Annotated in this window: 20 protein-coding genes; 4 read left to right on the top strand and 16 right to left on the bottom strand. The window is 47.4% G+C overall.

The window, feature by feature from the left end:
- Positions 1–68: 68 nt before the first annotated feature.
- The 9 genes from pyrE to AC50YG_RS14730 all read right to left on the bottom strand — a co-directional run bounded on the left by pyrE (position 69) and on the right by AC50YG_RS14730 (position 11,119).
- A complete protein-coding gene (pyrE, locus tag AC50YG_RS14770; protein ID WP_494827703.1) occupies positions 69–725 on the bottom strand; it encodes an orotate phosphoribosyltransferase in 657 nt (218 codons plus the stop codon).
- Between the two features lie 19 nt (positions 726–744).
- Positions 745–1,764: a PLP-dependent cysteine synthase family protein gene (locus AC50YG_RS14765; RefSeq protein ID WP_494827701.1), complete on the bottom strand. Its 1,020-nt coding sequence runs from the start codon at positions 1,762–1,764 to the stop codon at positions 745–747.
- 4 nt (positions 1,765–1,768) lie between these two features.
- Positions 1,769–2,965 (bottom strand): M24 family metallopeptidase, encoded by a 1,197-nt coding sequence (locus tag AC50YG_RS14760; protein WP_494827793.1) that lies wholly within the window; start codon positions 2,963–2,965, stop codon positions 1,769–1,771.
- A 15-nt stretch (positions 2,966–2,980) separates the two neighbouring features.
- Positions 2,981–3,361 (bottom strand): NUDIX hydrolase, encoded by a 381-nt coding sequence (locus AC50YG_RS14755; protein WP_494827699.1) that lies wholly within the window; start codon positions 3,359–3,361, stop codon positions 2,981–2,983.
- On the bottom strand, positions 3,348–4,793 hold the full coding sequence (locus tag AC50YG_RS14750; protein WP_494827698.1) for a 4-hydroxyphenylacetate 3-hydroxylase family protein: 1,446 nt from the start codon (positions 4,791–4,793) through the stop codon (positions 3,348–3,350). Before AC50YG_RS14750 ends, AC50YG_RS14755 begins: the two co-directional genes overlap by 14 nt.
- 544 nt (positions 4,794–5,337) lie before the next feature.
- Positions 5,338–7,299, bottom strand: coding sequence for a glycoside hydrolase family 15 protein (locus AC50YG_RS14745; RefSeq protein WP_494827696.1), 1,962 nt, complete (start codon positions 7,297–7,299; stop codon positions 5,338–5,340).
- Entirely contained in the window at positions 7,281–8,738 is a 1,458-nt protein-coding gene (gene glgA, locus AC50YG_RS14740) for a glycogen synthase GlgA (protein WP_473757748.1), read from the bottom strand. The genes AC50YG_RS14745 and glgA overlap by 19 nt, the downstream gene beginning before the upstream one ends.
- A 108-nt stretch (positions 8,739–8,846) precedes the next feature.
- Entirely contained in the window at positions 8,847–9,956 is a 1,110-nt protein-coding gene (gene glgD / locus AC50YG_RS14735; RefSeq protein WP_494827695.1) for a glucose-1-phosphate adenylyltransferase subunit GlgD, read from the bottom strand.
- On the bottom strand, positions 9,953–11,119 hold the full coding sequence (locus tag AC50YG_RS14730; RefSeq protein ID WP_494827791.1) for a glucose-1-phosphate adenylyltransferase: 1,167 nt from the start codon (positions 11,117–11,119) through the stop codon (positions 9,953–9,955). The genes glgD and AC50YG_RS14730 overlap by 4 nt, the downstream gene beginning before the upstream one ends.
- A 1,141-nt stretch (positions 11,120–12,260) precedes the next feature.
- Here AC50YG_RS14730 and AC50YG_RS14725 point away from each other — a divergent pair.
- Positions 12,261–13,157: a helix-turn-helix domain-containing protein gene (locus AC50YG_RS14725; RefSeq protein WP_473757750.1), complete on the top strand. Its 897-nt coding sequence runs from the start codon at positions 12,261–12,263 to the stop codon at positions 13,155–13,157.
- Between the two features lie 37 nt (positions 13,158–13,194).
- On the opposite strand, the gene helD is transcribed toward AC50YG_RS14725, so the two are convergent.
- The gene (gene helD / locus AC50YG_RS14720; RefSeq protein WP_494827790.1) at positions 13,195–15,534 is read right to left on the bottom strand and encodes an RNA polymerase recycling motor HelD; all 2,340 of its coding nucleotides are present in this window, start codon (positions 15,532–15,534) and stop codon (positions 13,195–13,197) included.
- Between the two features lie 289 nt (positions 15,535–15,823).
- Here helD and AC50YG_RS14715 point away from each other — a divergent pair, with 289 nt between their 5' ends.
- Positions 15,824–16,525 (top strand): queuosine precursor transporter, encoded by a 702-nt coding sequence (locus AC50YG_RS14715; protein WP_473757751.1) that lies wholly within the window; start codon positions 15,824–15,826, stop codon positions 16,523–16,525.
- A gap of 155 nt (positions 16,526–16,680) precedes the next feature.
- Here AC50YG_RS14715 and AC50YG_RS14710 read toward each other — a convergent pair whose 3' ends face one another.
- Entirely contained in the window at positions 16,681–18,987 is a 2,307-nt protein-coding gene (locus AC50YG_RS14710) for an alpha/beta hydrolase (protein ID WP_494827692.1), read from the bottom strand.
- Positions 18,984–19,772 (bottom strand): ABC transporter ATP-binding protein, encoded by a 789-nt coding sequence (locus AC50YG_RS14705; RefSeq protein ID WP_494827691.1) that lies wholly within the window; start codon positions 19,770–19,772, stop codon positions 18,984–18,986. The genes AC50YG_RS14710 and AC50YG_RS14705 overlap by 4 nt, the downstream gene beginning before the upstream one ends.
- A 174-nt stretch (positions 19,773–19,946) precedes the next feature.
- On the opposite strand from AC50YG_RS14705, the gene AC50YG_RS14700 reads away from it, so the two are divergent.
- Positions 19,947–20,576 carry a GTP pyrophosphokinase gene (locus AC50YG_RS14700; RefSeq protein WP_341278386.1) on the top strand — a complete coding sequence of 210 codons (630 nt, stop codon included), beginning with the start codon at positions 19,947–19,949 and terminating at the stop codon, positions 20,574–20,576.
- Positions 20,577–20,635: 59 nt separating this feature from the next.
- On the opposite strand, the gene AC50YG_RS14695 is transcribed toward AC50YG_RS14700, so the two are convergent.
- The 3 genes from AC50YG_RS14695 to AC50YG_RS14685 all read right to left on the bottom strand — a co-directional run bounded on the left by AC50YG_RS14695 (position 20,636) and on the right by AC50YG_RS14685 (position 21,938).
- On the bottom strand, positions 20,636–21,085 hold the full coding sequence (locus AC50YG_RS14695; RefSeq protein ID WP_494827688.1) for a hypothetical protein: 450 nt from the start codon (positions 21,083–21,085) through the stop codon (positions 20,636–20,638).
- Between the two features lie 88 nt (positions 21,086–21,173).
- The gene (locus tag AC50YG_RS14690) at positions 21,174–21,383 is read right to left on the bottom strand and encodes a DUF1540 domain-containing protein (RefSeq protein WP_056029269.1); all 210 of its coding nucleotides are present in this window, start codon (positions 21,381–21,383) and stop codon (positions 21,174–21,176) included.
- 54 nt (positions 21,384–21,437) lie between these two features.
- Complete coding sequence (locus tag AC50YG_RS14685; protein ID WP_338551943.1) at positions 21,438–21,938, bottom strand: YpuI family protein; 501 nt, start codon at positions 21,936–21,938, stop codon at positions 21,438–21,440.
- 207 nt (positions 21,939–22,145) lie between these two features.
- On the opposite strand from AC50YG_RS14685, the gene AC50YG_RS14680 reads away from it, so the two are divergent.
- Complete coding sequence (locus AC50YG_RS14680; protein WP_494827686.1) at positions 22,146–24,026, top strand: S8 family peptidase; 1,881 nt, start codon at positions 22,146–22,148, stop codon at positions 24,024–24,026.
- A gap of 117 nt (positions 24,027–24,143) precedes the next feature.
- Here AC50YG_RS14680 and AC50YG_RS14675 read toward each other — a convergent pair whose 3' ends face one another.
- Positions 24,144–24,569, bottom strand: a complete 426-nt coding sequence (locus AC50YG_RS14675) for a DUF488 family protein, N3 subclade (protein WP_494827684.1) — start codon at positions 24,567–24,569, stop codon at positions 24,144–24,146.
- Between the last annotated feature and the right edge of the window lie 31 nt (positions 24,570–24,600).

The raw sequence follows: 24,600 nt of genomic DNA, 5'->3' as shown, positions 1-24,600 counted from the left end.
ATATACTTTCCTATATTTAAAAAAAGAAGCCAATCTTATGCTGAAAGGACTTCTTTTCATTTGATTCCTTATTTCCCATACACCTTTAGGTATTCCTTGATTTTTTCCACATTTTGCTCTTTATCGGCAGCATCGGACATGTAGGCTACAACATCGGTTATACGAGCTACGACGTATATTTTCACACTGTAGGCTTTACTCGCCTCCTCCAATGCGGATAATGCCGTTTCAGAGCCTTTTTCTTCTCTATCTAATGCCACTAGAAAAGCAGTTAATATCCCACCCTCATTTTCAACTAACTGCTTCGTCTCTTTAATGGTTCTGCCTGATGTAAGCACATCATCTACCGCAAGTATCTTTTTGCCGGCAAGCGTTGCGCCGATTATATTTCCGCCCTCTCCGTATTGCTTCTGCAGCTTGCGGTTGAAGGCAAAACCTATATTGCCCGCATCATTGTTATGCAAGGCCAATGCCGTAGTTAACGCTATCGGTATCCCTTTATAGGCAGGCCCAAAAATGATATCGAATTCAATCTTTTCCTTCACAATCGTGTCTGCATAAAAGCTTCCCAGACGCGCTAGCATCGCAGAGTCATGGAAGGAGCCAAAATTAAAAAAATAGGGACTAACTCTTCCTGATTTCAATGTGAACTCACCAAATTTAATGATGCCATCATCGACTATAAATTTTGCAAAGTCTTCACTAATATTTCGAATTTCATTCACCTTCCATTCGTATAAACGTTTAGGATAAAACATTCGATTTCATTTGCAAGGAGTCAAACGCTTTATTTTGAATCGTGTTTTGCAGCTCGGAACGGTCAAGCAGGGTTATATTTTTGTCAATAAGCCATTTGTCATCGTAAAACTGATCCAAATAATTGATTCCTGTATCCGGTATAATCGCAACAGCCGACTTCGAATCACTTTGATTCAGCCAAGCTAGAGCCGCTACTACCGTCAAGCCACCAGACCCCCCCATTAAAATGCCATGATGTCGGGCTAATAAACGACACATCGAAATCGCTTCCTGGTCACTGGCAATGCACACCTGATCCAGCACTGAAATATCTGTATTATCGCTTCTCCAGCTTAGCCCTACACCATTAATCAAATAAGGAGTAAATTTTTCTCGAAACACAGCCGAACCCGCTACATCGCAAGCAACGATTTTCACATCCGGCCTCTGCTCCTTCACGTATTTCCCAATTCCACAAAGATGCCCGCCTGTGCTGACTGCGCCAATAATAGCATCTACCGGCAAGTCTACGATTTCCAAGGCTGTTGTTTGCGAATGGTATTGCGGATTTTGTGGATTATCATATTGATTTGTCCAGTACGCATTGGGAAACTTTTGGAGCAGCTCCTGAACGCGGTTTAGCCGGGCCCGTTGAAAGCCTCCGTCCGCTGCCGGTGAAGTCACCATGCTGATTTCTGCCCCATAAGCCTGATACCACTTCAGCAAGCTTTCACTTACTTTAGGATCAACCACAATAATGACGCGAAATCCATAAACGGCTCCTAGCATAGCGAGGGATTTCCCAAGATTGCCTGAGGTTGATTCTACCAATATACTGTCATGATTTAATTGCCCTGAAGCAAGCGCCGCTTTTACTAAACCAAGAGCCGTTCGATCCTTGATGCTAAAGTTAGGATTAAAGTAATCCAGCTTTAAATATAGGCTTTTGCCCTTAGGAACTAAATCGTCATTTAGAGCTAAAACCGGCGTATTTCCAATACATTCCGTAATATTGTTGTATATCATTGCCTCACCCCACAATTTTAATTAAGCTATCGCCCGTGGTCAGTACTTTATTGCCGCTCTGCAAAACGACGATAGGATCTTCTACATGCAATGCTCCAAGACCAAATTCATAATAAGGGGTCTCTATGGAAAGGACCATTCCTTCTTCAATCACATCTTCGCTCGCTGGAGATAAAATAGGCAATTCATAAGGCTCTAAACCAATTCCATGTCCAACATGATGCCTTCTATAATTTTCAAAGCCTGCTTCATGAACAGCATTCATCGTCAGATGAAACACATCCTTGCCCTTCATGCCCGGCTTAACCCTTTTTATCGCCTCTTGTTGGCCTTTATGCAGCGCATTATATTTCAAGTATTCGGCTTTAAGCTCCTTGTAGGCGAAAACTCTGGCAATATCCGCCCAATAACCATCACATACAATGTCGCAATCAAACCAGAGAATATCCCCTGCCATTAAGCGGTTATCTGCACTTGGCCTTCTTTGGCCGCCAACCGCATGTCTGCCCACTTTAATCATCGGCAACGTAGCTATAGCGCCTTGCTCGGCAATGGAACAAGCGAAAATTTTGACAATTTCCTGTTCGTTTATGCCCTCATATAGCTGATCTATCACGGTTTTTATCGCTTTCTCGATACAAATGGAAGAATGAGCAAGCGCATCGATTTCAAAGCTTGTTTTGACCGCCCTAACACTGCGGATAACCGCCGAGCTTTCAACAAACTCAACATGCGGGAGCCTGCTTTTAATCATCGATAAGCGGCTCCCTCTCATGCCATCCTCATCCATTCCCACTCGTTCATTAGCGAGATTAAGCTTATTTAATAACGCCACAAGACCTTCCTCGGCATTTGAATTTCCATTATCATTATTAGATAAATCATTCAAACGCTGCTCTTCTTCCGTTAAGGGGGTGCTCGCTGCATATTCCCGATAAAAGGTTCCATAGGTTACGACATGTCCAATTGGCGAGCGGGCATCCAAAATCTGATCAATTTCTCCTACGGAATGCACAACATGAACCTTATCAGGAGAACAGCTTGTAATGACTGCAAAGCATTGTCCAAAATAAGGATTCAACGTTTTGACTACAGGCTCAAATCCGGTAAAATATTTTATATTTTCTTTCGTAGCCGCAACAATGGCCGACAGATTATGTTCTTTCATTTTTGATATTAAGCGCTTCGTATTAAACAGCATCATTCACCTCGTGTTTTATTCGAACTCCAATTGCTCAACTAGCTTGATAACAGCAGGGGCGAGCAAGCTGTAATTACTTGAATCCACCCAATCAACTTCGCTAATTTCGGAACATGGCACTATATCTCCGGCCCAGGCTGCCGTATAACAGATTAATTCAACGCTGGCATTCTCTTTATAGGCTGGCCCTATTACCGTTCTCAAATGTTGAATGCTATCCCTCTGAACGTCTATGTTCAGCTCTTCCTTCAATTCCCTTACTAAAGCTTCTTGCGGTTCCTCGCCTGGCTCTATCTTCCCCCCTGGCAAATACCAAAGCTCATTATCCCTAACCCTTACCAGAAGCAGCTTATTGTTATCCTGTTTTACAAGGCAGGCACAGCTAATCATTGTCATGTAACAACACCCTATCTACCATATTTATCATATTGCGCTTGTCATAATTCAAAAAATGTCCAGCGGCAATTCTCATCGGGTCTCCGGCATGAAAAAATTCATACACTAACTGTCTTTGGCCAAAGCCATCGCCCGATGCATCCCAAGCGAGATTTAATAATTTTGTGCGGGATAAAGCGTCCGTTTCACCTGTAGAAAGAGAACTCGCCAAGTCGCTTAAATCCGAATTAAGAAAATCCTGATAATGCGGGGTAGACAGCATGGAACCCGCGGCAAGCGATTGCAGTGTTTTAACCATCGCTTCATACATTTTCGGAAAATTATATCGAATCGCTTGAATAGCGCTAATGCTTGGGGTCATAACCCCTTCCTCGCTTATCGTTGCATCTGCCTCACTCCATGCAATACTCGCTTTTACAAGCTCGACATAGGAGGTCAGCTCTCCTAATTTTTCCTGGACATTTATAAACCCATCAAGCTTCAGCATTTTCGCCAGTTGAATGGAAATGCCTGTGAGGAGCTCCGCTTTAGATAATCCTCTTACAATACCCTGATGCCCCGTGTGATTTCGAGCAAAGGTTTTATCGTAGAACAAATTCGATTTATCAACATCTCTGAAAACGAATACCTTTTCCCAAGGAATAAAAACTTCATTTAAAATCAAATAAGCATCGATTTCATCAAAAGCATTAGCTAGGGGATGATCAAATGAATGATACACTGGCTTCACCATCGGTTTTCTGCAAATCATTTTCACGCCTGGATAATCGACAGGCAAAGCAAAAGAAACCGCGTAGTCCTCGTCACCCGGTTTTAACCCTGGCATATTAAAAATGAGCAATTCATCTGCAATTGGCGCTAATGTTACAATCATTTTGGCCCCTGTAACAACTATTCCTTTTTGATCATGGCTTACGATTCTCACTGCTGCATATTCATTAACTTGGGAGCCTAGAGGCAAAGATCGATCAATTTGCGGATTAATCGCTCCGTGGCCTACAAATAAGTTATTCTCTTTCACATATTGATAGTAAGCTCTCATATTTTCAGAGAAATTAGCATATGGATTGCTGCCTAGCTGCTTGGAATGAGCATATAACGTAGCTAAAGCGGCATTGATAAAATCTGGCGTTCTGCCCAGCATGCCGAAAGAAATATCCGCTACAGCCTTATAGGATTCCCTTTTCCGCTGCAAATCCTCGACTGTTAAAGGGACTAGCAGACTCATTGCGGCATTATGATTGCCATCTTTAAAACAATGAATATCTGGTTGTTCTTCCTGCAAATCATAGTATTTTTCAATACATTCAATGGCTCCTGAAAATGCCGGGCTAGTCGCTACGTCAACTTGAACTCCGTTTAAATAAACAGAATTTCTGCCTTTCATTCTTTTCAAATAGGCACTTTTAGCTGAAAATTCATAGGTTTGCACGTTGTTCAACACCTCTTACATTATTTTTTACCATAAAATCCTTGATAATCAAATTTCAATACATTTAAATTTAACTAAATAAAATATAGATAAATTTTAGCAAATTACATATGTAATGGTAAAATACTTTTACGAAGAAGTCTGTCGAAATTAGCTGTCGAATACATACTTTTTTTGTCGGAAATAGTTTTTAAATCGTTTCAATATCATAAAAGCAGCCGTTCCCTCAATGGAAACTGCTGTTTTTTAGCTAATTATCGCGAAAACGAAAGCAACACAATTTCATGTAAGCGTTTTATTAATTGTAAATATACGACATTTATACTTATGATACAGACAAACTTTCTTGTATATAACAGCAGCGTATCCCGTCCGCTTTTTTCGTAATCACATTCCCCTTTTGGAAGCTATTTTTGGCAGAGCATGCTGCGATTACCGCAAAAAAATAGCAGGGAAAAGAACGCTTGCCGCGTTCTTTTCCCTGCTGGACCTTCTTTATGGATGATACTTAATACTGCCTTTTTCATTCAAATAAATGATAGATTTAGCCCTTGAGCTGCTTATACTTCTCTGCGTATTTGCTTACGCTCTGAATGAATGTCGCATGCGACCAAGTGAGCGGTGCGACCGAGAGCGGGCTGCCATCGAACGGATTGAGCTGCTCCGCCAGCAGTCCGCTGGATAAAGCATGGTCTACGACCCATTGCAGTGTCTGCTTCGGCCCTTCCAGATCCTCGAGCTTCTGAGCAGAAGCAATTTGGTAATTGGCGACCCATAGCGTACAAATAATCCATGGATTGCCCGGAATTTTGTCAATGTCGCCGGTTTGCTGGAAATAATAATCGTTTGTATACCGCGCATGTCCGCCAACATCGGTCTGGATTCTCAACCCGTCCCTAATCGCATTCATCGTCCGAACGACTTTATCATCATCGACCGGCAGCACGCCAAACTCCCAAATGCCGAATACGCTGCTCTCCAGCGTCATATCCTTCACCCAGCCATTGTCCTTCTGAATGAGACCGCGCGCAAACCGTCCGCTTTCTTCATCCCACAGCTGTGTCAGCATGCCATGCTTGATCGTCTGGGCTGTATTGCGATAATGGTCGCTGCGCTCGTAATCGCCGAACAGCTCGGTGAAGAAGGCTGCTGCCATTAAACCGCCATACACAGAAGCGACGGTATAGGTCCAGATGCCGTAGCGCTCTTCCCATAGGTCATAGCTTGGCTTAGGCAGAGATAGCTCAGGCTCTATATAGCTGCTGAGGAACGTAGCTGCCTTGCGGATTAAGTTGCTGTATAAGGACTGAGGCAGCTCAATGACTTGATTCCGCAAATAATCCTGCCATAATGCGAACAGGACGAGCGCTGTCTCGTCTTCCTGAATCGGAAGCCTTTGGCTGCCCTGCACGATGTACGGATGCCAGCTGGAGCCGACCGTTCCGTCCGGATTGTATTTGTGGTACAAATAGCCGTCTGGTGCAAGCGCTGCTGCGCAAAAATTGAAAAATGGGGCGATTACGCTCTGGTAACCGGCAAGCGACATCGATTCGGCAATCAATGCGCCGTCACGCGGCCACATGTAGCTGTAATGATCACGATTGTATTGCAAAATATCGGTGTCATTGGCCGCCAAAATCGCGCCGCGCTCATCCACCTGTGTGCGGACAATGAGCAGGCTGTGACGGAACATCCGGCTGATGCTCTCATTTAAATCGCCCAGATCGCTCTCCGCTCTTCTCAGCCAATGATTCCAATAAATAACGACACGGCTAAGCAGCTTTTCTGGACTATTATCGAGGACGTATTGATTAAGCTCCTTGACCTCCTCCAGGTTTTTCCCAATTGACATCCAATAATAAAAGGTTTTTTCGCCGCCTCCCGGCACATTGGCGCCAAGGCCAATCGTGCTGTCCACGGAGCCTTGGGCAATCGTATTGCCCATTAGCACGCCATCCTCTGCATCACGCCAGGTGCCTTCCGCAGAGTGGAACCGCTTGATGCCCGTCGAATATTGCATTAAGCCGCCTTCATCGCTCGAGCCGCTGAACATAAAATAATTCGAGCGCTTGTAATGAAACAGCGTATTATTTTCCGGGTAATAAGCAGCTGTATCGCCAACCTCCGAGCCGTCGATCATCAAATCCTGATGAAAAAACAGCCTTGCCTCGCGGGCATCATTCCGTAAATTACGTACGACGACTCGTTTAATATAAATGCATTCGCGCTGATGAATGCCGTCATTCATTTGCAGCTCAACGCCAAGCCCCTCATGCCTTGCTATAATATTCGTAACGAGCGAATCGTCAATGTAGCCAAGCTCAATGTTCCATTCTGGTTCATCCAGCCAGGAGAAGACGCCTCCAATCCAAATGCCAAACCGGCAATAGTGGCCACCCACATGATTGAGCTGTCCCACATAAGGATAATAAATATCGCGGATGTAACAGGTTTGATCCAAATTCACTAACAGCTTGCCATTGCCAATTACAAGGTGACGGGGCATTGTTTGTTCTCCTCTCGCTGTAACAAAAGTTGATGATATACGGCTACATAGGCTTTGGCGGAGCGATTCCAGCTATAGTTCTCCTTGGAGACATTGTCTATAATTTGTTTCCAGGCCTCTGGATTCCGGTATAGGCGAAGCGCTCTGCTAACCGTACTCCAATATTCATCGGCATTATAGCCCACAAAGCTGAATCCATTTCCTTCTCCAGTATATTCATCATAAGACTGGACGGTATCCTTTAACCCCCCGGTCTCCCTAACGATCGGGACAGCACGGTAGCGCAGCGCAAGGAGCTGGCTAATTCCGCAAGGCTCGAAGCGTGAAGGCAGCAAATATAAATCAGCTCCTGCGTAGATGCGGCGAGCAAGCCTTTCATTATAGCCAAGCCTTACCGCAATTTTGTCAGGGTGACGCTGCGCATACTGCTGCAGCAGCTGCTCATAATGCCACTCGCCCGAACCAAGAATGACGAGCTGGACATCTTGTTGCAGCAGTTCCTCAAGCCTGGCCGTGATGAGATCCAGCCCTTTCTGCTCAACAAGCCGGTTAACCATGCCAATGAGCGGAATTTCCTCCGATTCCGGCAGTCCAAGCTCCTGCTGCAAATCGAGCTTATTTTTCCTTTTTCGGCTAATCGAATTACGGAATGGCGTATGCAGCGAGGAATCCTTCATCGGATCATAGGACTCATCATCAATGCCGTTTACAATGCCCAGAAGATCGCCTTCGCGATGCCGCAGCAGCTCCTCCAGACGCTCGCCATATTCACTGTCCTTGATTTCTTCCGCATAAGTATGGCTGACTGTCGTCAGCTTGTCTGCGTACACGAGACCACCCTTCAAACAGCTGGCTGCGCCATGAAACTCCAGCCCCTCCGGGCCAAAAGCCTCATCACCCGCACCCGTTAAATCCTGCAGCTGCTTGATGTCTAGTACGCCCTGATATTTCAGGTTATGGATAGTGAAAACGGTGCGGATATCCGCCCATTCTGCCGCATATTTCGTCTTGAGCAGAAACGGAATGAGCGCGGTTTGCCAATCATGGCAATGGATGACATCAGGAAGCACATCAACAAAGCTTAGCGCCGCCAGCACAGCAAAGCTAAAAAACACAAAGCGCTCAGGATCGTCTCCATACCCATATAACCCTTTGCGCTTAAAGTAAAACTCATTATCAATCAAATAATAGCAAACGCCATCGATTTCTCCACGAAATAGCCCGCAATATTGGTTGCGCCAGCTAAAGGAAACATTGAAGGAAGCAATTTGTTCGAAATATTCCAAATATTCTGCTGGAATATCCTCATATTTTGGCAAAATAACGCTTGTGCCGATTTGACGTTTAACCAGTGCTTTGGGAAGAGCGCCTGCAACGTCGCCCAAGCCGCCGGTTTTTGCGAGTGGCGCGGCCTCCGAAGTTGCAAACAAAATATTCATTTTTTCTCCTCCTGTTTCGCTTAAAAATGTAGCCAGCAGAGGCTGCGACACGCTGTAGACAAGTCCCAGCTTTACCCCCAGCCTCATGCCTGCTATTCATTTAGTTAGTTAGATCGTCTTGCGCTTGCCCGCCAGAAAGGGAAGCTTCTCTGCTCCTCTTATATCCCGGTTGCAATCGACTCGTACATCCTTATCCAAAATACTATGCTGAATCAGGCTATTTTCGCCAATGATGCCATTTTGCATGATGATGCTATTGCGTATGACTGCCCCTTTGCCAATATGGACACCCCTAAACAAAATGCTATTCTCCACGGTTCCTTCAATGCGGCAGCCATTGGCGATTAATGAATTATTAACCTTGGAGGATTCCAAATATCGCGCAGGCGGTTCATCCTTGACCTTCGTGAATATCGTGCCCGGCTGGAAAAACAGCTCCTTCCACACTTCAGGACAAAGTAGATTCATGCTATTGGTAAAATAGCTTTCAAGCGTATTGACTACGCCCAAATAGCCATCGTATAAATGTCCATAAACCCGCAGCTTGTTCAAGCGGGAGAAAATCGCATGGCGTACGAGATGATCCTGTCCCTGAGCGAGCGAGGTTTCTACGAGTTCCATGAGCAAATCTTTTTTCATCACATACATTTCCATTGAGGAAACATCGCTCAGCATTCGCCCATAGTTTTCCTGAATCGATGTAACTCGGCCATCGCTGCTCATCTTGACCTTGCGCGCCTTGCCAGGCAGATCATGCTGCTTCTTGCACACGATTGTAATATCCGCCCCGCGTGCCTCATGTTCATCAATAATCGGATTGAAATCAATATTGCAAACCATATGGCTGCGCGTAATGACAACATACTCCGCCGTTGAACGGTTGAAATAATCGCGATTTTGATAAAAATGGTATAAATCGCCACGGCTGATTTCCTGCAAATCATCCGTAGCCGGCGGCAAAATAAACAAGCCGCTTTGGCGATTATTCAAATCCCAATATTTACCTGATCCAAGATGATCCATCAGCGAGCGATATTTCGTATGCGCAAACACCGCTACCTTGTTAATGCCAGAGTTCACCATGCTGGACAAAATAAAATCAATGAGCCTGTAGCGTGCTCCAAACGGCACGGTCGCAAGGCAGCGGCTTTGCGTTAAATGCTCCAACTCGTCCGTCTCGTGGATTAAATTGATAACGCCCATTATCCGGTTGCTCATGATGGCTCCACCTCCAGCAATACGTGATCATTCGCAACAAACTGTCCGACAGCTACGACGGTAATCGCATCATCCTCCGGATCACCAATCTGCACGCCGTCTTCGATTACAGCGCCTTCGCCGATAATGGCCCGGTAAACGCGCGCCCCTTCGCCAATCCGCACGTTCGGCATAATGACGGACTCGCTAACCTCACTGTCCTTCTCCATCTGGACGCCATAGAAGAGAACCGAGCGATCTACCCGTCCTTCCACAACGCAGCCCTCCGTCACCATAGATGATATCACCTCGGCGCCCGCCGCTACGTATTGTGCCGGCCGATTAGGATTGACAGAGTAGATGCGCCAGTCTTTATCCGATAAATCCAGCGAAGGCTCCTCTGCGAGCAAATCCATATTCGCCTCCCACAGGCTTTCAATCGTGCCGACATCTTTCCAGTAGCCGCGGAACGAATAAGCGCTGACGATGAGGCCATCCCGCATCATAGCCGGAATAATGTCCTTGCCAAAATCATTGCTGGACTGCCGGTTCGCCTCGTCATAAATTAAATATTTTTGCAATACTGACCATGTAAAAATGTAGACGCCCATCGAAGCGATATTGCTGGTAGGCTTTGCAGGCTTTTCTTCAAATGCAGTTATGCGGTCTTCATCATCGACATGCATGACACCGAATCGGCTGGCTTCCTTCCATTCTACTTCTATACCTGCTATCGTTACATCCGCCCCGCACCGCTTATGATGCTGAAGCATCAGATCGTAGTCCATCGTATAAATATGATCGCCGGAAATGACCAAGACATAGCTTGGATTATATCGCTCAATAAACTCCATATTCTGATAGATCGCGTTGGCCGTGCCCTTGTACCAGACGCCGCCCTTCTGTTTCACATGCGGAGGAAGAATAGCCATGCCTCCATCGCTGCGATCCAGACCCCAAGGCGTTCCAATGCCCAAATAACGATTGAGCTCAAACGGCTGGTACTGCGTCAATACACCTACTGTATCGATACCTGAATGCGTGCAATTGCTTAATGTAAAATCAATAATCCGATATTTCCCGCCAAAATAAACGGCAGGCTTGGCCAAATCCTTCGTCAGTACTCCAAGACGTTTTCCTTCACCCCCTGCAAGCAGCATTGCCAACATTTCTTTACGAGCCATGGACACCAACTCCTTATTCATGAGTGTCCCCCATAACCTGGTTGAGAGAGCAAGGCGATAGCGGGGGAAAATGTGATGAGATGCAACATTTGCAGCCGTGCCCAGCAATCGTATCGCTGACGAAATAAGGCTTCTGCCTTATCCCCGAGTCCCGGGTCAAATGATTTGTCGTCTATGAAAGAGCGGCAACAACCCGGCTCTGGCACTCCAATTTGATAGTTGGAGCAGCATTTTGGAGTAGTTGGCTTTAACAACAAACCCTTGCCACATCATAATCATGATATGACAGATTGTCCGGCAATATGATTATATGCCAGAATAGAACTGGAAAAGAGCTTCCGTCCGTAAGCAGAGAACTATGGAGCTAAAATGAAAGTGAAGCACAGAGCAGCTTAGTTGTGATAAATTCGTATGCGAGAGTTCTAAATCAGCGGTGTTCTTGCCATTGAGTGAAATACAGCTGTAGTGGGGATAATCATCCTGCAAGCTTGGAAAGCTACGATTGACAAGGTCTGCTCCTTCCTTCTAAATTGGACAAAAGCGACGGTTGCCTGATTATTTTTGAGGTAAATGGGGCCAAGGGCCCCATCTTGCAGCTAGTTATATTATACATCTTTCATAGCCAAATGAAACCTTAAATTGCTGATTTACTGACTGATAGAAGATGAATATGTATTTATTTTATACTGTACGGGTTACCCGATGAATGTAATAATGTTTAGAGCAGTATCCCTTCGTGCTGGCGCTTTTTGTACAATTAATCCATTTACAGTTCGTTACAATTTTTGTTCTACGGGGCCGGATAGTAAGAGGGTCTCCATGACGCATAAGACGTTGATGGTGCATGGAGCATAATTCTCTGGCTTTGACGGGTTTGGTGCAGTTCTCAATGTTGCATTCATTATTCATGGTGTATCTCCTCCGGAATCAAGCCTTTTAAAATATATCCCTATTTATTGATTATTTTAACAAGGATAGTGACCAGTTAGAAAGCGCGCTGAGCGCCCAATAAGCTGTAAAAATCGGACAGATATCCATACATCCGCTAGCTATATGCCCGCTAAGCTTTCAAGTTTAATTAATTAAACCTTAATATACATTACATAAATGCCGCACAGCTGGCTCAAAGGAGCGAAAACGATTGACGGTTTTTGAAAGAGTGTTTCAAATGATGGACAGTCCTGCTGCTATTCTCCGATCTGTAAAGCATTATGGCTTCATCATGGATGTCAATGAATCTTTTATCCGCCTAACTGGTCTGGAATATGAATATTTGATAGACAAGCCGATAGGCGAGCTGCTTGAGAACTGGTCGCTCAAGCACTACAAGACCAGCACAAAGCGGGAAGGACTGCTCCACACCTGCAAGCCCGGAGGAACGCCTGTCATGGTGGAGCATAATACCCTGAGCATGCTAAACGAAGAGCGTCAGGCATTATCGCTCATTATACTGAGTGATTTGAGCTCCCACCATTGGATTGAAAAGCAATTCGAGACGAATACGGTGCTGTTTAGCGGTATTCTCGATGCCAACTACCAGGTGCAATTTTTGAAGGACCCCTTCCCCGCCTATTTGATAGCCGACGGCCATTTGAATGGAGAGTCTTTTCTGGAAATTGTGGCCGAAAGCGAGCATCTTCGCCTGCTTCATATTTTGGAGGAAACGCGAAAATTCAAGAAAACAAACCATATTACTGTAAAAACAACCAAAGTGAACGGCGTAGAGCTTGAAGTAAAGATAACGTTCACTCCCATCTTTGACGGGTTTGGACGAATTAAGGAATACGCCTTTATCGTGCTTGATTTGCAGCCTATTAATACGCATGAGTATATCGATTCCAGCATGCGGCTGAAAATTTGGATGGCAAAACGCGACATAAGCGCTGGCCAGCTCGCGGCTGCCACAGGAATTTCCATCCAGACGATTTCTAAGCTGCGCAATGGAAAAATAAAAATGCCCCAGCGGCTTACGGCTGAACTGATTGCCTCGGAGCTTAAGGTTGACTGTTTAGAGATTTGGCAAAAAATACGCAAATAAGGGATGGTCCCCTTCAGGACCATCCCTTATTTGCATTCTATATGTTATTAAGCGGCTCGGCTAACTGCGCTTTGTCCAGAAAGCAGGTTGGCTCGCCCATGTAATAAAGGTGCAGCTCATGCATTGCTCTCGTACAGGCCGTATAAAACAGCTTGCGCTCGTCTTCCCGTCCATATACTAGGCTCGAAGCATTATACAAAATAACAGCGTCAAACTCCACGCCTTTTGCCAAATAGGAAGGAATGACGACAACCCCCTGCTCGAACGTCGACGTTTCTTTGGCAATCAAATGAATATCCGGCACGATGGCGGACAAGGCTTCAAAAGCAAGCCTGCTCTCCTCCGCTGTCTTGCCTATAACGGCGATCGAGCTATTGCCCTGCTGCTTGAGCGCTTCGATCCGCTGGGCAATTTGCTGCTTCAGCTCTTCCTCGCCAGCAATAGCTGTAATCGTTGGCCATGGGCCGCTGCGATTGAATGGAATAATCCGCTCTCCGCCCGCGATAAAGCTGCTTGTAAACTCGGAAATTTGGCGCGTGGAGCGATAGCTTCGCGTAAGTATGACGCGCTCGGTTTCCTGCTCCTCATACATGCCCGCTAATGCATGAAAGCTGTCACCGACTACGGCATGGGCGAAAATCGATTGGTTCAAATCGCCAAGCGCCGTAATTTTGCAGCTCGGGAAAATTTTCTTTAAATAATGGAATTGGAACGGCGAATAATCCTGCGCTTCATCGACGAACAAATGCTTAACCGACGTATTCGTCTGGAAGCCCTCAAGCAGCTCCTTCAAATATAAATAAGGCGTGGCATCCTCATAAAATAATTCCTTCCGCGTCAGCTTCTCAGCCGTGCCTTCGCAGATCGCAGCCCAAAGCTGCGGATATTCGCCCTCCTGCTCGTTTGCTTCATGAAACAGCTGGCGGTACACCTCCGGCATATCCAGAAACTTGAGCCGCTTAACCCGGCTGCGCAGGCGCTTAAAGCGCTCCTGTACAATAATCGCTGCCAGACGGTCGCTCTCCCGCTTATGATCATCGAAGGAATTTTGCGTAAACCCTTCCTTATCCAGCAGCTCGCTGTAAACCGTATTATACGTTTCGTTATCGAGCAGCTCCATCTCTTCTTCTACCCAGCGCTTGCCCCGTTCCTCGCGCCCAAGGCGGGTCAGCTCCTTGAGCAGCCACTCGGCAGTCATGCGCAGACGGTTTGGAATCGGATGAGAACGATTTTGGCTGTAAAAATGCTCATGTATCGCCTCGGCAGTAATTAAGGTGCGGCCGCGGAATTTCAACGCCCGGAAGCGCAATCCCTTCTCGCCGAGCGAAGCGGCATACCGGTCAATAAGCCCAATAAAGGAAAGGCTTGATTTATAGCGGATTCCTTCAATGCGGGCATCATATTCGCTGCCATGGGCGGCAGAGAGCGTATACTCCAATTGGGAGAAAGGGTCCTCCAGATCAAAGGTTTGAACAAGGCGATGCTCCAAATACTGCTGATACGTCGTCTGCTGCATATTTTGCTCGCCAAGCTCTGGCAGTACGGTTGCGACGTAGCTGTTAAACATCGAATTTGGTGAAAAGAGGACGATTTGATCGGCATTCAATGTACCGCGATAGCGATAAAGCAAATACGCCACCCGCTGCAAGGCGGCTGAAGTTTTGCCGCTTCCCGCCGCTCCCTGTACGAGCAGCAGGCGAGCCCGCTCATTGCGGATAATTTGATTTTGCTCGCGTTGAATCGTCGCCACAATGCTTTTCATTTGCGAATCCGACTGCTTGCCCAGCACCGCTTGCAGAATTTCATCGCCAATCGTTACTCCCGTGTCGAACATCCCTTCAATTTCGCCCTGGCGAATGATATATTGACGCTTCAGCGTCATTTCTCCAGAAATTTGTCCACTAGGCGTCTCATACTTGGCAGGTCCCGGAGAATAATCGTAATACAGGCCGGATATAGGCGCACGCCAGTCATAAATTAAATAGTTGGCCCCGCTTTCGTCGAGCAGCGAGCCTACCCCCAAATAAATCGGTTCAATTGCCTCGCGGCTCTCGCCATCCTCTACAAAATCAATGCGACCGAAATAGGGCGATTGCGCCAGCTTCTTCAGCAGTCCCAGCTGCTCCATCGCTACGCGGCGCGTCCGCTCCCGCTCCGACAGCAGTTCCGCCTGCTGCTTCAAGCTTGCATGCGTCTCCGCAGATTCGGCGGAATCCTCAAAATTGACGGTTACGTCATCCCAGAAGTTTTTACGAATGTCTACAATGTCCTCGCGCAGCTCTCCAGCCTGATCCTGCAGGCCTTCGATTTGCTCCTTGACCCACTTCGTTACCCGATTAACTCGCAGCTGTTCTCGTTCAAGCTCAGAATTCGGCATCATAGGTCACGCTCCTTATATATAAAAGTAGTACTTCCCCAAAGTTTCAAATCACAAGGTGAAACGACCGCGCGCCATCCTCTGGTGGCGCGCTGCGTTTCAGTCCGAGAAATATAGAGAAAGGATGGCGATATCAAATACTTTCCTATATTTCAAATAAACATTGCTCGCCCTAAAACAAGCGATTATAATGGCAAAGGCAGAAATATAATCATACATGCTGCATCGCAGCAAAGCAAGCCGCGGTTCGTAAACTCCCGCGTTATCAAAACTAGGAGGTTTTTTTCACATGTTCAACTTGTGGTTCGGCGTTCTTTTTATGCTCGCCCACTTCACACTGTTTCTCATTTCCTACCGTTTATTCGGCAAGGTCGGCGTCTATGCCTGGATCGGCATGGCAACCGTTATCGCCAATATTCAAGTCGTCAAAACCGTTGATTTGCAAATCGGAACACTAGCCATCGTCATTACGCTCGGCAATACGATGTATGGCACCATTTATTTGGCTTCCGACCTGCTTAACGAGAAATATGGCGAAGCCGATGCCAAAAAAGCAGTGTGGTTCGGGTTTTTCACCTTAATTGCCTCAACCATTATTATGCAGATGGCGCTTCTATTTAATCCAGCCGAGCCCGGTCTGGAGGCGCAAGCAGCGCTTCAAAGCATATTCGGCATGCTGCCGCAAATTGCACTTGGCAGCCTATGCGCCTATTTTGTAAGCCAGTTTCTTGATGTGAAAATTTACACGCTGCTCAAGCGGCTGTTTCCAGCCCGCAATCAGCTGTGGATTCGCAATAACGGCAGTACGATTGTCAGCCAGTTCGTCGATACGCTCATTTTTTGTACGATCGCCTTTGCGACCGAATATGAGTTCGATGTATGGATGTCCATCTTCCTGTCTACCTATGTCATTAAGTTTCTGGTGTCCGTCTGCTCGACGCCGTTTCTATATGCAGCGCGAAGCTTCACGTTCAAAAAAGAATCAATCTAAATTCATACATTCAAGGTGAAACGGCCGAAAGCCGTCCTGTGGCGGCGCGTTTCATTCCGAGAAATATAGAGACAGGATAATGAAATGATATCCTTTCCTTTATTTGTACAAATAACCTCCCTTCTGCCGGGAGGTTATTTGTTTACAGCCGCATTTTATTGATAAAAGCCGATGTCATCCAGCATCACCCTACCAGCCGCTCCGGAAAAATAAAACGTTATCCGCGTAATTTTCGCCCCGGATGGCCAGCCGCCTGCTTCCGCAAACCGCGCTAGCGGCAAGCTGTAGGTCTGAAACACCGATTCAATGCTCTCTTTATATTTTCCCTTCTTAATCCGCTTCTCCAGCCAAGGAGCAATGGTAAACTGCGTTTCGAAGGGCAGCGGAATATCGTTAAAGCTGGATAATGGCAAGCGCACCGCCTGCCCCTGTGAAGGCACAAGCTCCAGCTCGATTTGCGGCGCAGCTGCCGCATCATCATCCCTATTTTCCACTCCCATATTTTCCATTGAAAAGCTGAACGTATTAAGTCCTTTGGAAACGATGGCCTCGCTATACGTCCCTGCAAGCTCCAACGTATAGGACGCAGCAGCGTCCCATTCCAGTACAGCACCGCGCGAGCCCTTATTGCGATTGTCCCGGTCCTTCGCCTCCGACTCCTCCCATACCTTGAAGCCTTCGGCGCTCAGCTTGCCTCCGCTCGGCAGCGTCAGCTTGTTCACGTCTTCTTCATAACGCGCTGCCGCGAGGAAGGAAGCATCCTCGTATCTGCTTACATAATTGCTGGTGGAGGGGAGCCAATCCGGCGCCGTTTTGTTATTTTCGAACAAAGGCTTATAAGCATCGTTGCCGTGCAGAGTAGCTTCCAGAAAAGCCGAGACATACACTTTGGCCGCCTGCTGCTGCTCCGCCTGCGTCATCATGTTCTGCTGATTAAGAAACAGGCCGCCGGGAACCCGTTCATCCATCATGCCCCAATCCGAATTAAAGCGGCTGTGGTTCGCCTCGGACATATAGAGCGACGCTTTAAAATACGGCGAGCCTAGCGTAAAGCTGGTGCGAATGTACTGCCTGTCTCCGTAAAAGCTGTTGACGTCGCCATCCCTTGCGCCTTGCAGCGTCAAATAGCTCACATCTTTAATCCGCGCCGATACATTGTCCACCTGCTTATCCGTCGGAGCCAAAGCCACTACTGAAGCAAAATTGACCTGGGCGATGCTGGAAAGCCCTTCATCCTCGGCAAACCATCGTTTGTAATCCACGGCCATCGCTACCGCTTGACCACCACGGGAATGCCCAATTAAAGATACCTTGGAAAAATCAACTTTGCTGTAAAAGGGATTATCCGTCAGCGTACTGAACGACTGTATTTGCTGAATGTGCTTGAGCATGATCCATGCCCGCATTTTCATATCCTGCTCAGGGATGCTCGACCAGACTGAATAATTAAGAAAGTTTTCATCTACCGATATCGCGATAAAGCCCCGGCTCGCAAGCAGCTCGCCCAAGTAGGCATAGCCTGCGTCCGAAAACTCCTCCATTAAATGATTGCCATGCACCATGAGCACAAGCGGAAACGCTCCATCGCCTTCAGGCATCCACACTCTCGCGTTTAACGGAAGCTCACGTTGATCAAAGCCCCAAAACTGCTGCTTGAGCCACGCCCACTTTTTAATGTAAGCCGATGCGTCTACGGAGGTCGCGAGCAGCTCCGTCTCCTCGCCGTATTCGCTGCGCTGCTTGTCACTCCCGCTGCCGTAGGTAAAGGCCTTATAGCTGTAATCGCCGGGCAATGCCGGATTGTCAGCTTCAATGGAAGCAACCGGCACGCCGTCCCCTAGGCTCATATCCGAGGCCCCATCTGCAGATGAATAGTTGGAATCCATATCGGCGGCAGGTGCTGCATCATCAGAAGCTCCGCGCAATTGATTCGCTGCAACGTTTACAAATAGTGCTCCTGCCACAATAATGCCTGCTATGGCGAGCCCTCTGCCGCGCAGCTTCACTATTTGACCGAGCAGCATGCCTGCCATCGCGCCACAAATCGCATACGCCGCTGCAAATAGCGCCGCCATTAGCATGCCAAATTCCGAATAATACAAAATAAAATAAGCTTCAAATCCTACGTATAAAAAAAACCCGGCAAACAAGCGGGGAACGGGCACAAAAACAAGCGATAGCAGCACTGAGCACAGCTGCGCGGCTGCATACAAGGCCGCGGTATTTAACGACACAAAACCGCCGATATCCACAAGCGTCCCAAATCCCGTCGGCATGCCCAGCGCAACCAGCACCATCGCCAGCGTTCCCGCGATCAGCAGCCCTGCGGAGCCATGGTAGAACAGCGTCCTGTCATAGGCGAGCCGCTGCTGCATCCGCGCCTTTAACCACTGGGCCAACCGCTGCCGCTTAGGAAGCTTCGGTGGCGGAACAAAGCCTAATGGCCCTAATGCTGTATTCACTTGCTCTCAGCTGCCTTTATAAAGAGCCAATTGCGGTTCTCACGCTGTTCGATCTCTACAGGCACGCCAAAAAAATCGCTCATGTGCGCTGATGAGAGCACCTTGCTTGTATCACCGGCTTCAAAAACCCGGCCATCCTTAATCAGCAGCGTTTGATTAAAGCAAGGCAAAATTTCCTCCACATGATGGGTTACATAAATAATAGTCGGCGCATCCGGCTGCTGTGCCACCTGATTGATCATCTCCAGCAGCTGTTCTCTCGCAAACACATCGAGCCCGGTACAAGGCTCGTCCAAAATGAGCAGCTTAGGCGCAGCCATCAGCGCTCTTGCAATGAGCACCCGCTGGCGCTCGCCCTGCGAGAGCGTTCTGTACGTCCGGTTCAGCAATACTTCACAGCCGAGGCTGCGCATCAGCGAGATTGCCTGCTCTTCATCCTCCTGCAGCGCTTGATCATACAGCCCAATCGTAGCGAATTTTCCGCTTAAAACAATTTTGAAGGCGGTATCCTGACCGTGCAGCTTCTGCTGGAGCGATGTGCTGACCCAGCCTATGCTTTTGCGCAGCTCACGCAAATCGTATTCGCCAAATTTATGTCCCAGCACCGATACAGACCCGGTCGTTGGCCAAATATAGCCGTTAATCATATTTAAAAGCGTCGTCTTCCCGGAGCCGTTAAGCCCTAACAAGCACCAGTGCTGACCCGCTTCAACCTGCCAATCAATCCCTTGAAGGACGATCTTTTCTTCCCGTTCCCAAGTTACGTTATGAATGTCTATAATCATTGCGCTCATCCTCCCATGTAGTCTAAATTATATGTAAATTGACCGTAACATTCAATCCTTCCACAGCACCCGCCTACTGGGGCGACGTTGTGCCTCCACCCCCGAAATGAGCAATGTGGACGGGAACATGGTACAATAATAGCAGCAATAATGATATTAGGAGTGATGGATCGCATGCAGCGAGATATGATGAAGCAATGGGCGCACTTTTTTTTAACGTATAAATTTGCCTTGGATGAAGTGGAGACGAAGCTGAATATTTTAAACGAGGAATTTCAATTTATTCATGACTACAACCCGATTGAGCATGTCAAAACGCGGATTAAAAATCCCGAAAGCGTCATGGACAAGCTCCGCCGCAAAAATATGGATATTAATTTGGAAAATGCAAAAGAACATATTCGCGATATTGCTGGCGTCCGGGTCATCTGTTCTTTCTCCACTGATATTTATCAAATACTGGAAATGATCAGCCAGCAAACCGACGTTAAAGTGATTGAAGTGAAGGATTATGTCCTCAATCCGAAGCCAAACGGCTATAAGAGCTTGCATCTCATTGTAGAAATCCCTGTCTTCCTGACGAACCGCATTGAAAATGTGCTTGTTGAAATTCAAATCCGCACGAGCGCAATGGATTTCTGGGCCAGTCTGGAGCATAAAATTTATTACAAATATAATGAAGGCATTCCACCGGAAATTCAACAGCAGCTGAAGGAATCCGCCGACATGATCAATTTGCTCGATAAACGCATGCTCGCTCTGAATCAAGAGGTACTTAAGCACCGCGAATTCGCGATAGAATAATCGCAAAAAGCCTCCGGCACCGCTGTATAAGCGGTTGGCCGGAGGCTTTTTTTTCAAGGTCAGGTTATCGCGCGGTACAATGGAATAATGACAACAGCGAGCACAAAGGCAATGAGGCCAATTGTGACTGCCCAGGATCCAAGTCCCTTCGCCCCTTGTCGGTACGCGACAAAGCCAAGCACTGCTGCGGCTGCCCCCATTAGCGCGGGCCATAAAAACCATGAGACGATCGCAAACACCAAACCGACCCAGCCCAGCGCGGTGCCTCCGGTGCTTTCCCTCACCGTATCCTCGCCTTCGCTTTTGCTTTCGCTGCGCGGTACATAAGATACGGGAACGGGTACACCAGCGGCAAATTCCCCCGCCAATTCTTCATTGATATTACGGCTTGCACCGTTTATTTCTTCATCGGATAACAATGCTCTATGATGACGCTCTTCCAACGCTGCTTCGTCGTTTTGCTCCTTCTCCCCATGACTGCTGCCCTCTGTTTCATCCCAGCGTTCCATTTGGGCTCACCTCCACTTCATAAGCTTTGCCTTTCGATTCAAACCATCCTAGCCCGTCCTTCTCCACCTGACAGCCATCCCCAGCTGCTTAGCGCGCTTTAAAGGTATGGCAGCATGTTGCAGACGACTTCGCCGCCTGGTCCTGATGCTGCAAGCCAAGCTCTTCAGCGGCAAATTCTGATCCAAAATCGGCACTTGCATGCTGATCAATATCAATGGCAATGGAATCAGCGCCACAGTTATTACCTTCTGACCAAAACGTGCAATTCGATACGCTGCATGATACGCCCTTTGGCATAAAAAAATCACCTCCGCTATCAAGTTTCCCTGAACGGAGGTGATTCATTCTGCCTTATTTTTGCCCCTGCATCCGGCGCTGGGTCATGTAGTCTGTTTCGTAGTAGGCAAGCTCATCGCGCAGCTCTTCGTAAATTTTGGATAAAGACAATACGATATCGCGGGCTTCACGAACAGGCTTGAACAAGAAGCGAATCGCGTCTTGACCTGTGTATGCGTAGCGGCCATCTTCGGAATAACATTCATTTTTAGGATAGAAGAAGGCATTTACACATTGATGGTACACTTCGTACAAGGCACGTTCTGCAAAATCGTTATCAAAATTGGGGCGTCTGAGCAATACTCCCAGCTTTTCAACCGAGACTTCAGAAAACACCAACAAATGTCTCAAATCGGATAGCAGGCCTTTGTAAAAATTTTGCGCCTCATCACTGCTTTGCTCCCCATTCAATTGTACGAGCGAATAGTGATTCAAAAATGGCTCCAATTGATTCACGGCTTCTTTTAGTTTAATACGGGTTGTCTCACTAAGTGGTTTGACATTAGTCGCTGGCATAGGTAGTTCCCCTTTCTTCAATCCAAACAAGCTTAAACGTTGCAAGATCATAAAACTCTAGGCATCAACATAGTACCACAAATTACTTGCAGATGGTACTGGAGAAACGCTGATTGTGCCGCATATTTTCTGGATTTTAAAGCGAACCTATACATCAAACAGGCTCATGCTGTTATTCCAGCTGTCATTTAATGGAGGTTTGCGCAAATGAAAAAGAAATGGATCGGCGTCTTTACCGTGCTTGTTGCGGCGACGCTGCTGATTCCGACTGCACCTTTGTTTCTTCCTCAAGGCAAAAAACCCGCTGCACCTGTCAAAAGCTTGTCTACCAACCAGGAGAAGCAGCATAAGCTGCGCACGCTCAATCGGGATATGGAGGCCACTTCTTTTCTGTGCGTCTCCGAATGCACCAAAGAATTTTATAAGCTGATGGACACGAGCCAGGCCGGGAAAACCCGGAAAACAGGAAAAACAGTGTCGACCAAGCACGTTACCAGCATGATGAGCATGCATAAGCATATGTCCTACATCCGCTTGATGAACGGAGAGCGAAGCGTACAGCGCGGTGCCATTCCTTCTAACTCCGGCAAAAGCGAAGTAGAAGCAGCTGCGGCAGCCATCAAACAGGGCAAAACCTATGAATCCAAGCCATTTGTAAATGAGAGTGGCAGCCGTTTCATCGTGCTCGGGGTTCCCCATCAGAAATACCGCGGCATGGGCGTCGTCGGCGTCATTAAGCAGGATATTGTCACTCAGGTGGAGCGCCATCAGAAGCGCAATTTGCGGCTTGTCCCCTATCCGAACGAAGGCAACTACCGAATTGAGTCGGTTATTCCGAATACGAACCGTGATACAACGGTACAGACCGGGGAAGACAATGGCAATGCCAGCCATTACCATGTGAAGGATGTTGTGGTTCATTTTGCCGAGAAGGTAACCGATGAGCAGCTTGAAAAAATGAAGCAATCCGTTAACGCCGTTTCCGTCAACCAAATTAATCAGATCGACAATACCTATGTGTTCCGATCCAAAAATATGGAAGCGAAGCAAATGAAGGAATATTTCAGCCGCTCCTGGAAAACGGAATATGTCGAGCCTCACTATTTATATATGACGAATGAAACAAATAATGACGGCGACAGCGGAGACGTCATTCCCAATGACGCGCTGTATGCCAAATATCAATGGAATCTACCCTCCATCGAAACGGAGAAAGGCTGGAAGCTGTCGAGGGGCAGTGATCAGGTCATTGTAGCTGTACTGGACACCGGCGTACAATTGGATCATCCCGATTTGCAGGGCAAGCTGCTGGATGGCACCAACATTGTCGACAGCGAGGCTGAGCCGGATGATGATGTCGGTCACGGTACGCATGTAGCTGGCATCATTGGTGCGTCCGTCAACAATGGCGAGGGTGTCGCCGGCTTATCCTGGTACAACAAGGTGATGCCGGTCAAGGTGCTCGACAGCAGCGGTGCAGGCTCAACCTACTCGGTTGCTCAAGGGCTGATCTGGGCAACTGACCATGGCGCCAAGGTTATTAATATGAGCCTCGGCAATTATGCACAGGCTGATTTCCTGCATGATGCAATCAAATATGCGTATGATCATGACGTAGTCCTCATCGCCGCCAGCGGCAATGACAATACGGATCGCCCGGGCTATCCAGCCGCTTATCCGGAAGTATTCGCTGTTGCGGCAACAGATTCCGCGCAGAAAAAAGCCTCTTTCTCCAACTACGGCGACTATATTGATGTGGCTGCACCGGGAGACAGCATTGCCAGCACGTACCCTGGAGGCCAATATGCAGCGCTCTCCGGCACCTCAATGGCAAGTCCGCATGTAGCGGCGCTAGCCGGTCTCATTCGGTCCGTCAATCCGGATTTGACGAACGAGGAAGTGATGGAAATTATGCGCAAATCGGCCGTTGATCTGGGCGATCCTGGTAAGGATGTTTATTTTGGCTACGGAGAAATAGACATTGATCGTGCTCTCAAAGCCGCAATGAACTTTAATACGGCACTCCAGACGTACCCGGACAAGACGAAAAACCGTCTCAATTCCATCACGCGCAAATACGAAAAATAAGCTGCTGGTAGACTGAGCGGGCATGGCAAAAACGTTTGAACCGCTTGGCAGCCGGTCTGCATAAGACATGAAAAGCATGGCATTGAAGCAGCTCATCCGCTTCCTGCCATGCTTTTTTTAAAACAGCTTTATCTGCTCGATTAAAATCGGATTAAGCTCCTCCGCCTTCACCCCGTATGGCGCAAAAAACTCACCAACCAGGCGGCGATGACAATAACGATGGTCATGGCAAAAACAGACCAGCACCACATGGCTGCCCTCCAGCAGCATGCGGTAAACTTGGCGAAGCGCCTCAAGCTTGCGATCAAATTGCAGCTCCGCAACAAAGCGCTCTTCATATTTCGGCCACCATGCGAAATCAGCATCTTCTTTTCGCCCATCAAGCGAAAACTGGAATAAATCCTGCGAAGGCGCTAAGACTTGACACATCGACACATCCGCAATATCCATCTCCGCTCGCGTAATCATCAGCTTTTTCGCTGCGAAATTTATTTTTTTCAAGCCATTTAAATTACTCGTATACAGCTTGCCTGAAGGCAGCATATGATTCAACCTCCTACGAAAATGCAAAAAA

Source organism: Paenibacillus sp. J31R34, from assembly GCF_059383715.1.
Note: the sequence above shows the minus strand (reverse complement) of the source record. Positions and strands in the feature narration are given on the sequence as shown.

Excerpts from the sequence above, each read along its gene's own strand:
- AC50YG_RS14700 (WP_341278386.1), top strand. The coding sequence starts at position 19,947 with ATGCAGCGAGATATGATGAAGCAATGGGCGCACTTTTTTTTAACGTAT.
- AC50YG_RS14730 (WP_494827791.1), bottom strand. The coding sequence starts at position 11,119 with ATGGCTCGTAAAGAAATGTTGGCAATGCTGCTTGCAGGGGGTGAAGGA.
- AC50YG_RS14705 (WP_494827691.1), bottom strand. The coding sequence starts at position 19,772 with ATGATTATAGACATTCATAACGTAACTTGGGAACGGGAAGAAAAGATC.
- AC50YG_RS14675 (WP_494827684.1), bottom strand. The coding sequence starts at position 24,569 with ATGCTGCCTTCAGGCAAGCTGTATACGAGTAATTTAAATGGCTTGAAA.
- AC50YG_RS14755 (WP_494827699.1), bottom strand. The coding sequence starts at position 3,361 with ATGACAATGATTAGCTGTGCCTGCCTTGTAAAACAGGATAACAATAAG.
- AC50YG_RS14695 (WP_494827688.1), bottom strand. The coding sequence starts at position 21,085 with ATGGAACGCTGGGATGAAACAGAGGGCAGCAGTCATGGGGAGAAGGAG.
- AC50YG_RS14685 (WP_338551943.1), bottom strand. The coding sequence starts at position 21,938 with ATGCCAGCGACTAATGTCAAACCACTTAGTGAGACAACCCGTATTAAA.
- AC50YG_RS14760 (WP_494827793.1), bottom strand. The coding sequence starts at position 2,965 with ATGCTGTTTAATACGAAGCGCTTAATATCAAAAATGAAAGAACATAAT.
- AC50YG_RS14765 (WP_494827701.1), bottom strand. The coding sequence starts at position 1,764 with ATGATATACAACAATATTACGGAATGTATTGGAAATACGCCGGTTTTA.
- AC50YG_RS14715 (WP_473757751.1), top strand. The coding sequence starts at position 15,824 with ATGTTCAACTTGTGGTTCGGCGTTCTTTTTATGCTCGCCCACTTCACA.
- AC50YG_RS14690 (WP_056029269.1), bottom strand. The coding sequence starts at position 21,383 with ATGCCAAAGGGCGTATCATGCAGCGTATCGAATTGCACGTTTTGGTCA.
- glgD (WP_494827695.1), bottom strand. The coding sequence starts at position 9,956 with ATGAGCAACCGGATAATGGGCGTTATCAATTTAATCCACGAGACGGAC.
- glgA (WP_473757748.1), bottom strand. The coding sequence starts at position 8,738 with ATGAATATTTTGTTTGCAACTTCGGAGGCCGCGCCACTCGCAAAAACC.
- helD (WP_494827790.1), bottom strand. The coding sequence starts at position 15,534 with ATGCCGAATTCTGAGCTTGAACGAGAACAGCTGCGAGTTAATCGGGTA.
- AC50YG_RS14680 (WP_494827686.1), top strand. The coding sequence starts at position 22,146 with ATGAAAAAGAAATGGATCGGCGTCTTTACCGTGCTTGTTGCGGCGACG.
- AC50YG_RS14745 (WP_494827696.1), bottom strand. The coding sequence starts at position 7,299 with ATGCCCCGTCACCTTGTAATTGGCAATGGCAAGCTGTTAGTGAATTTG.